3 protein-coding genes and 1 pseudogene are annotated in these 7,335 nt (G+C 69.8%); 3 read left to right on the top strand and 1 reads right to left on the bottom strand.

The genetic code is table 11. From position 1 onward, the window contains the following. A partial coding sequence (locus tag ACZ4XD_RS36875; RefSeq protein WP_468049886.1) for a substrate-binding domain-containing protein occupies window positions 1-278 on the top strand: 278 nt, incomplete at its 5' end. Between the two features lie 3 nt (window positions 279-281). Beyond that, window positions 282-374, top strand: a pseudogene (locus ACZ4XD_RS36870) (IS5/IS1182 family transposase); the annotation flags it as partial. A gap of 21 nt (window positions 375-395) precedes the next feature. On the opposite strand, the gene ACZ4XD_RS36865 reads toward ACZ4XD_RS36870, so the two are convergent. Next, a complete protein-coding gene (locus tag ACZ4XD_RS36865) occupies window positions 396-5,948 on the bottom strand; it encodes an Ig-like domain repeat protein (RefSeq protein ID WP_468049884.1) in 5,553 nt (1,850 codons plus the stop codon). A gap of 863 nt (window positions 5,949-6,811) precedes the next feature. Here ACZ4XD_RS36865 and ACZ4XD_RS36860 point away from each other — a divergent pair. After that, window positions 6,812-7,120, top strand: coding sequence for a hypothetical protein (locus ACZ4XD_RS36860; RefSeq protein WP_468049882.1), 309 nt, complete (start codon window positions 6,812-6,814; stop codon window positions 7,118-7,120). Window positions 7,121-7,335 lie beyond the last annotated feature (215 nt).

Raw genomic sequence — 7,335 nt, 5'->3', positions numbered from 1 at the left:
GCCGCAGCGTACCGCGCGACTTTTCCGTCGTCGGCGTGGCGGCCAGCCGCTGGGCGGAACAGGTGAGCCCGCCGCTGACCGCGGCCGAGATACCGGCCAAGGAGATGAGCCGGATCGGCGTCGACCTGATGGTGGAGCGGCTCACCTCACCTGCCTCGGCGCCCCGGCACGTCCTGCTGAAACCGCTGATCACTCTGCGCGCGAGCACCGGTCCCTGCCGGCCGGTTCTCGATTCGGAGCCTGAACCGGAGGCGGACTTCCCTGACCTGGACTTCTGACCAGCCCGCAAGGGCGTCGAGTCCTCGCAACGGCTCGGCCGTCACCGCTGGCTCGTTGAGCGGACTGTTTCCTGGCTCGCCGGCCGCCGCCGACTCCGTGAGCCGTCAGCTGATCGGTCAGGGGCTGACCGTGTGGGTGTCGGTGCCGGTGGAGAGAGTGAATTGGGCGTTGCCGTTGTAGGTGGCGGTGATGGCGTGGGCGCCGATGGACAGTCCTTGGTTGGTGACCTTGGCCACGCCGTTGACGAGTGCGGCGGTGAACGTGCCGCCGCCGCTTCCTCCGATCACGAAGGTGACCGTTCCGGTGGGCGATCCCGTCGCGGGAGGCGTCGGCGTCACGGTCGCCGTGAAGGTGACGACCCGGCCGGGAAGAGAGGGGTCGGGTTCGGAGACGACCGTGGTGGTGGTCGCGGCTCGGTTCACCGTCTGGGTGTCCGTGCCGCTCGACGCGGCGAAGTCGGGGGCGCCGCCGTAGTTGGCCGTGACCGTGTGCGGACCGGTACCCAGACTGCTGTTGGTGACTGTGGCGACACCGCCGACGAGGGGGACCGTGACGGGCGAGGCGCCGTCGAAGAGGAACGTCACGGTGCCCGTGGGGGTCCCCGCCGCCGGCACGTTCGATGCGACGGTGGCGGTGTAGGTGACCGACTGGCCGAAGGTGGACGGGTCGGGGTTGGAGGTGACGGTGGTGGTGGTTGCTGCGCGACCCACCGTATGGGTGTCGGTGCCGGTGGAGGTGCTGAAGTTGGTGTCGCCGTGGTAAATGGCGGTGGCGGTGTGGTTGCCGACGGAAAGGGTGCCGGCGCTGACGACCGCGATGCCGGACGCGTCGAGGGTTCCGGTCAGTGTGGGGCCGCCGCTGATGGCGAAGGTGACGGTACCGGTCGGGGTACCCGTGCCCGGAGCGACGGGAGCGACAGTGGCGGTGAAGGTGACCGCCTGCCCGAAGGACGAGGGATCGGGGGCGGAGATGACGGTGGTGGTGGTTGCGGCCTGGCCCACGGTGTGGGTGTCGGTGCCGGACGAACCTGTGAAGTCGGTGTCGCCGTTGTAGGTGGCGGCGACAGAACGGCTGCCCGTTGGAAAAGAGTTGAGGGTGAGCTGCGCCCTGCCGTCCTGGGCCACGGGCACGGTAGTTGTCCCCCCTCCGCCGCTGATGGCGAAGGTGACGGTGCCTGTGGGCGTTCCAGCTCCCGGTGCCAGGGGGGTCACGTGGGCCGTGAAGGTGACGGGTTGTCCGAAGACGGTGGGGTCGGGTGAAGAGGTGACGGTGGTGGTGGTTGCGGCGCGGACCACGGTGTGGGTGTCGGTGCCGGTGGAGGCGTTGAAGTTGGGGTCGCCCGCGGCGTTGTAGGTCGCTTGGACGGTGTGGCCGCCGGTGGTGAGAGTGCTGGTGCTGACTGTGGCGACGCCGCCCGCAAGCGTACCGGTGAGGGTGATGGTGCCGTCGATGGTGAAGGTGACCGTACCGGCCGGGGTTCCGGCACCCGGCGCGACAGGCGCGACCGTTGCGCTGAAGGTGGCCGTCTGCCCGAACACCGTCGGGTCGGGTGTAGAGGTGACGGTGGTGGATGTGCCGGCGGGGTTGACGGTGTGGGTGTCGGTGCCGGTCGAGCGGTGGTAAGTGGTGTCGCCGTTGTAGGTGGCGGTGGCGGCATGGGTGCTGACACTGAGGCTGTCGAGGGTGAGTTGAGCGGTTCCGGAGGCGTCGAGGGGCCGGGTGAAAGAGCCTCCGCCGGTTCCGGCGATGGTGAAGGTGACGGTGCCGGTGGGGACGGGACCGGGCTGGGCCGGGGTCACGGTCGCGGTGAAGGTGACGGACTGTCCGAAGACGGAAGGGTCGGGGCCGGAGGTGAGGGTGGTGGTGTTGGAGGGTTCCACCTCGACCGAGTGGGTGTCGGATCCGGTCGACGAGAGGTGGTCGGTGTCGCCGTTGTAGGCGGCGGTGATGGTGTGCGAGCCCAAACCGAGCGTGCTCGTGCTGAGTTGGGCGTTCCCGGCGGCGTCGAGCGTTTCGGTGAAGGTGCCACCGCCGGTGCCGGAGATGGTGAAGGTGACGGTGCCGGTCGGGGTTCCGGCTCCGGGGCCGACCGGTGAGACCGTCGCGCTGACGGTGACCGGCTGCCCCACGGCGGACGGATCGGGTGTGCCGGAGACGGTGGTCGTCGTCGCTGCCCGGTTGACGGCGTGAAGGCCGGTTCCGGTGGAGGCCGTGAAATTGTCGTCGCTGTTGTAGGCGGCGGTGACCGAGTAGCTGCCGGCAGACAGGGAGTCCAGGGTGAGCTGGGCCGTGCCGTCCGCAGCCACGGGCACGGTCGCGGTTCCTCCCCCGCCGCTGATGGTGAAGGTGACGGTCCCGGTAGGTGCTCCGGCTCCCGGCGCCACGGGGGTCACCTGCGCGGTAAAGGTGACCGGCTGTCCGAAGACGGTGGGGTCCGGGTCCGAGGTGACGGTCGTGGTGCTTCCCGCCCGGAGCACGGTGTGGGTGTCGGTGCCGGTGGAGGTGTTGAAGTTGGGATCACCCGCGCCCACGTAGGTGGCCTGGATGTCATGGGCGCCTGGTGTGAGCGTGTCCGTGCTGACAGTGGCGACGCCGCCCACGAGCGTACCGGTGAGGGTCGTGGTGCCGTCGATGGCGAAGGTGACCGTGCCGACCGGGGTTCCGGCTCCCGGCGCGACAGGCGCGACGGTGGCGGTGAAGGTGACCGTCTGCCCGGCGACCGTGGGGTCGGGTGCTGAAGTGACGGTCGTGGTCGTGTCCGCCGGTTCGACGGTGTGGCTGTCGGCACCGGTGGACGGCATGAAGTTGGTGTCGCCGTTGTACGTGGCGGTGCCGCTGTACATGCCTACGGCGAGAGCGCCGCTGGTGATCGTGGCGATGCCGTTCGCGTTCAGCGGGACGGTGACGGTGCCGCCGCCGCTCTCGGTGAAGGTGACCGTTCCCGTGGGCGTCCCGGCACCCGGCGCGACAGGGGCAACCCTGGCGGAGAAGGTGACCGCCTGCCCGAACACCGACGGATCGGGGTCCGAGGACGCCACTGTGGTCGTCTGCGCCCGGCCGACTGTGTGGGTGTCCGTGCCGGTGGACGGGCCGTAGTCGGCGTCGCCGCCATAGGAGGCGGTCACGGAGTAACTCCCCGCGGGGAGCGTGTTGTCGCTGACGGTGGCCACACCGTTGGAGTCGAGGGCCGCCGTGACGACGTCGCCGCCGAGGTCGAATGTGACCGTGCCTGTCGGAACGCCCGTTGCGGGAGCCACGGGAGAGACCACCGCGGTGAAGGTGACCGACTGCCCGAAGACGGACGGGTCGGGCGACGAGGTGACCGTCGTCGTGGTCGAGGCGCCGGTGACGGTGTGGGTGTCGGTCCCGGTGGAGGGGGCGAAGCCGGCATCTCCCTGATAGGCGGCGGTGACGGTGTGCGGCCCGGCCGAGAGTGCGCTGGTGGTGACGGTGGCGACGCCGTTCACCAGCGCACCGGTGCGAGTCGGGCCACCGCTGACGGTGAAGACGACATCGCCCGTGGGTACTCCGGCACCCGGCGGTAGGGGTGTCACGGTTGCTTGGAATATGACTTCCTGGCCCGGCAGTGAGGGATCGGGCGACGAGGTGACCGTCGTTTCGGTCCCGGCCTGCCCCACGGTGTGCGTGTCGCTGCCGGTGGACGGGGTGTGCTTGGCGTCGCCGCCGTAATCCGCCGTGACCATGAGGCTTCCGGCGGGGAGCGCGTCGAGAGTGAGAACGGCGATGCCGCCCGCCGTCAGCGGCACCGTGAAGATTCCCACACCCTCGACGGTGAAGACGACGTCGCCCGTCGGTACTCCCGCGTCCGGTGGTACGGACGTGACGGTGGCGGTGAACGTGACGTCCTGCCCGAAGACCGAGGGGTCCGGCGAGGAGGTGACCGTCGTGGCGGTTGCGGCCTGGCCGACGGTGTGCGTGTCGGTGCCGAGAGAGGGGGCGAAGGCGGCATCACCGCCGTAGACCGCCGTCACTGGGAAACTACCCGTGGTGGCGGTGTATGTGTGTGTTACGACGGCGGTGCCGCCGGACAGTACGGTCGACGTCGTCGCGCCATCGCCGAAGTCGAAGACCACCGTGCCCGTCGGTACGCCCGAGCCGGGCGCGACCGGCGCCACCGTCGCGGTGAACGTCACCGGCTCACCCACCACCGAGGGGTCCGGTGCGGATGTGACGGTGGTCTTCGTGGAGGCGGGCAGGACCGTCTGGGTGGTCGTGCCGGCTGAGGAGGCGAAGACGGCGTCACCGCTGTAGACGGCCGTCACGGCATGCGGTCCTGCGGTCAGGGTGCTGGTGGAGACGGTCGCCCGGCCGGCGATCACGGGTGCGGTCAGCGTGGGGCCGCCGCTGATGGTGAAGGTGACGGTGCCGGTCGGTGTGCCGGTGCCCGGCATAGCGGCGGTGACGGTGGCGGTGAAGGCCACCGGCTGACCGGTCACCGATGGGTTCGGGACGGGTGTGACGGTGGTCGTGGTCGAGGCCCGGCCGACGGTGTGGGTAGTCGTGCCGACCGAGTTGGTGAAGCCACCGTCACCGCTGTAGGTGGCCGTGACGGTGTACGGGCTGGCGGCGGCGCTGGTGTACCTGTGCGAGGTGATGGCCACACCCCCCGTCACGACCGCAGTGACCGGCGGGGAGCCGTCGCCGAAGGTGAACGTGACCGTGCCGCTCGGAGTGCCCGACCCAGGTGCGACCGGCGCAACGGTCGCGGTGAAGGTCACCGGCTGGCCCGCCACCGACGGATCCGGCGATGACGACACCGTCGTCGATGACGCGGCACGCGTGACCGTCTGCGTATCCGTTCCCGACGACGCGGCGAAGGCACCGTTACCGCTGTAGGAGGCAGTGACGATGAAGGGGCCGCCGACGGCAGTGCGGTAGGCGTGGATGGCGCTCGCCACGCCACCCGAAACCGGTGCCGTGACAGGTGGGGAGCCGTCGCCGAAGGTGAACGTGACCGTGCCGCTCGGAGTGCCCGACCCAGGTGCGACCGGCGCAACGGTCGCGGTGAAGGTCACTAACTGGCCTACCGCGGAAGGGTCCGGAGCCGAGGTAAGCACGGTGGATGTCATGACCTTGCTGCGGACGGTGTGTACGTCGGTGCCGGTGGAGGGGAGGAACGTCGCGCTGCCGCTGTACAGCGCGGTGACGGTGTGACTGCCGGCGGACAGGGCGCTGGTGGTGACCGTGGCCCGCCCTCCGACCAAGGGAGCGGTCAGCGTGGGACCGCCGCCGATGACGAAGGTGACACTGCCGGTCGGTGTGCCGCTGGTCCCAGGGGTGCTGGAGGTGACGGTCGCGGTGAACGTCACCGGCTGCCCGACGGTCGAGGGATCGGGAGAGGAGGTCACCGCCGTCACGGTCGAACTCTTCAAGACAATCTGGAGGTTGGCCCCGCTGGACGGGCCGAAGTTCGCGTCGCCGCTGTAGGCCGCGGTGACCGTGTGGAAGCCCGCTTCCAGGGCGTTGGTGGATACCGTGGCACGACCGTCCACCACAGGCGCCGTCAAGGTGAGGCCGCCCACGCGGAAGGTGACCGTTCCGGTCGGGACTCCCAGCCACAGAGGGATGACCGTTGCGGTGAAGGTGACCGTCTGCCCGCCCATCGCAGGGTTCGGGCTGGAGGTGACCAGGGTCAGGGTGGGAGCCATGAGGGGCACTCCGGATACGTCGACTGTACGGGCCGTCCCCCGCCTGACGCCAAGCGCCGGCGAGTCGGCAGTGCCATGCCAAGAGGCACACGCCGTTCGACTGGGAGATAGGCGGCCCACCAATCGCTGTCACCTAGTTAGACGCGCTCCGTAGCCCGGATGCCATAGACGGACCGCGTAACCACCCGAACGGCGGAGCGCCCACGCGGCGTCCCCGCGCGCCGCGCACACCTAGGGGTACGGCAGCGACGGAACGTTTTCAGAGCTGTCCGCGCCCGGCTGTGCCGGAGGACCGTGGGCGTATTGTGGGCAATGGGAAGGTCGTCGGAAGCCATGTGAAGGGTGGCGGGTCCCCCGTCCAGCATGTCTCGCCGCCGTTGAGATCAGGGAGAGCCACCTCTAGCGAGTGGGAGGTGGCTCTCTTGTGTGTTCGTCGCGGGTGCGGGGGGCCTCCCGGCGTCCCCGCCGCCGACACCGGCGCCCGATCCACACTCGGTCTGCCCCGGGACCGGCGATGAGCGCTGGAGTCAGCTCCTCACCGTTTCCGCTGGCGGGTGCGACACCGCGGTGAAGCAGACCGCGATCCGAGAAGCCCGCGTGCTGGTCGTCGTCTCCGGCTCGCCGGGCCTCGTCGACCATCACCTCGACGAGGCGCTCGTCAAGGCAGCAGCAGAACCAAGGCCCGGGCCTGGCACGGCGCCGCCTGGCGGACCAGCGGAGCCAGTGGGCCGCATCTCACGCTGGGCCGGACGGACGGCGAGCGTCGTAAGCAGCCGCTGAAGCAGGGCGGATGCCGTTCCGCGCTCATTGCAAGAGCGAGAAGGCAAGACGCGAACTCTGCGTTTCTCCTGAGGGAGAGATTCATGCGTATTCGTCATGCTGTCGCGACCACGGCCGCCGGCACCGCACTGCTGCTGGGCGGCTCAGCCGGGCCCGCACTTGCCGCCTCGTCCGACACAGCCACCGCCTCCACGGCCGGGGCCAACCGTGTGGCTCAGGGGCAGGAAGCGGCCGACGTCGCGGCAGGGGGCGCGCATTATTGGGCCACTTACCCGGACATCTGGACCTGCACCGCGGCCGGCGCAGCTGTCCTGCATTCCAATCCCTCCCGCTACTACCACGCCGAGTGCACCCAGTCGGGCAGGCAGTTCAAGCTGTGGGTCTGGTTCTGACGGCTCGCAGTACCTGGGGCGAGAGCTGCCGACCCGCGGAAAGCACTGCGGTACGCGCTTGCGGAGACACCCACGTGTGACCAAGGCCCACTGGTAGGGAAAGTCGCAGCGCCGGGTCACCCCGCGGGTGAACGACCTACAGTTCCCCTCGCAACCGGCGATATCTGCGCCGTCGGAGATCAAGCACACCATCCCCGAGCCGACCCATCAGCGGG

The sequence above is a fragment of the Streptomyces sp. NPDC029466 genome (assembly GCF_055574515.1).
Note: the sequence above shows the minus strand (reverse complement) of the source record. Positions and strands in the feature narration are given on the sequence as shown.

What these genes read in the sequence shown, in the direction of transcription:
- ACZ4XD_RS36865 (WP_468049884.1), bottom strand. Translation starts at nt 5,948, where the DNA reads ATGGCTCCCACCCTGACCCTGGTCACCTCCAGCCCGAACCCTGCGATG.
- ACZ4XD_RS36860 (WP_468049882.1), top strand. Translation starts at nt 6,812, where the DNA reads ATGCGTATTCGTCATGCTGTCGCGACCACGGCCGCCGGCACCGCACTG.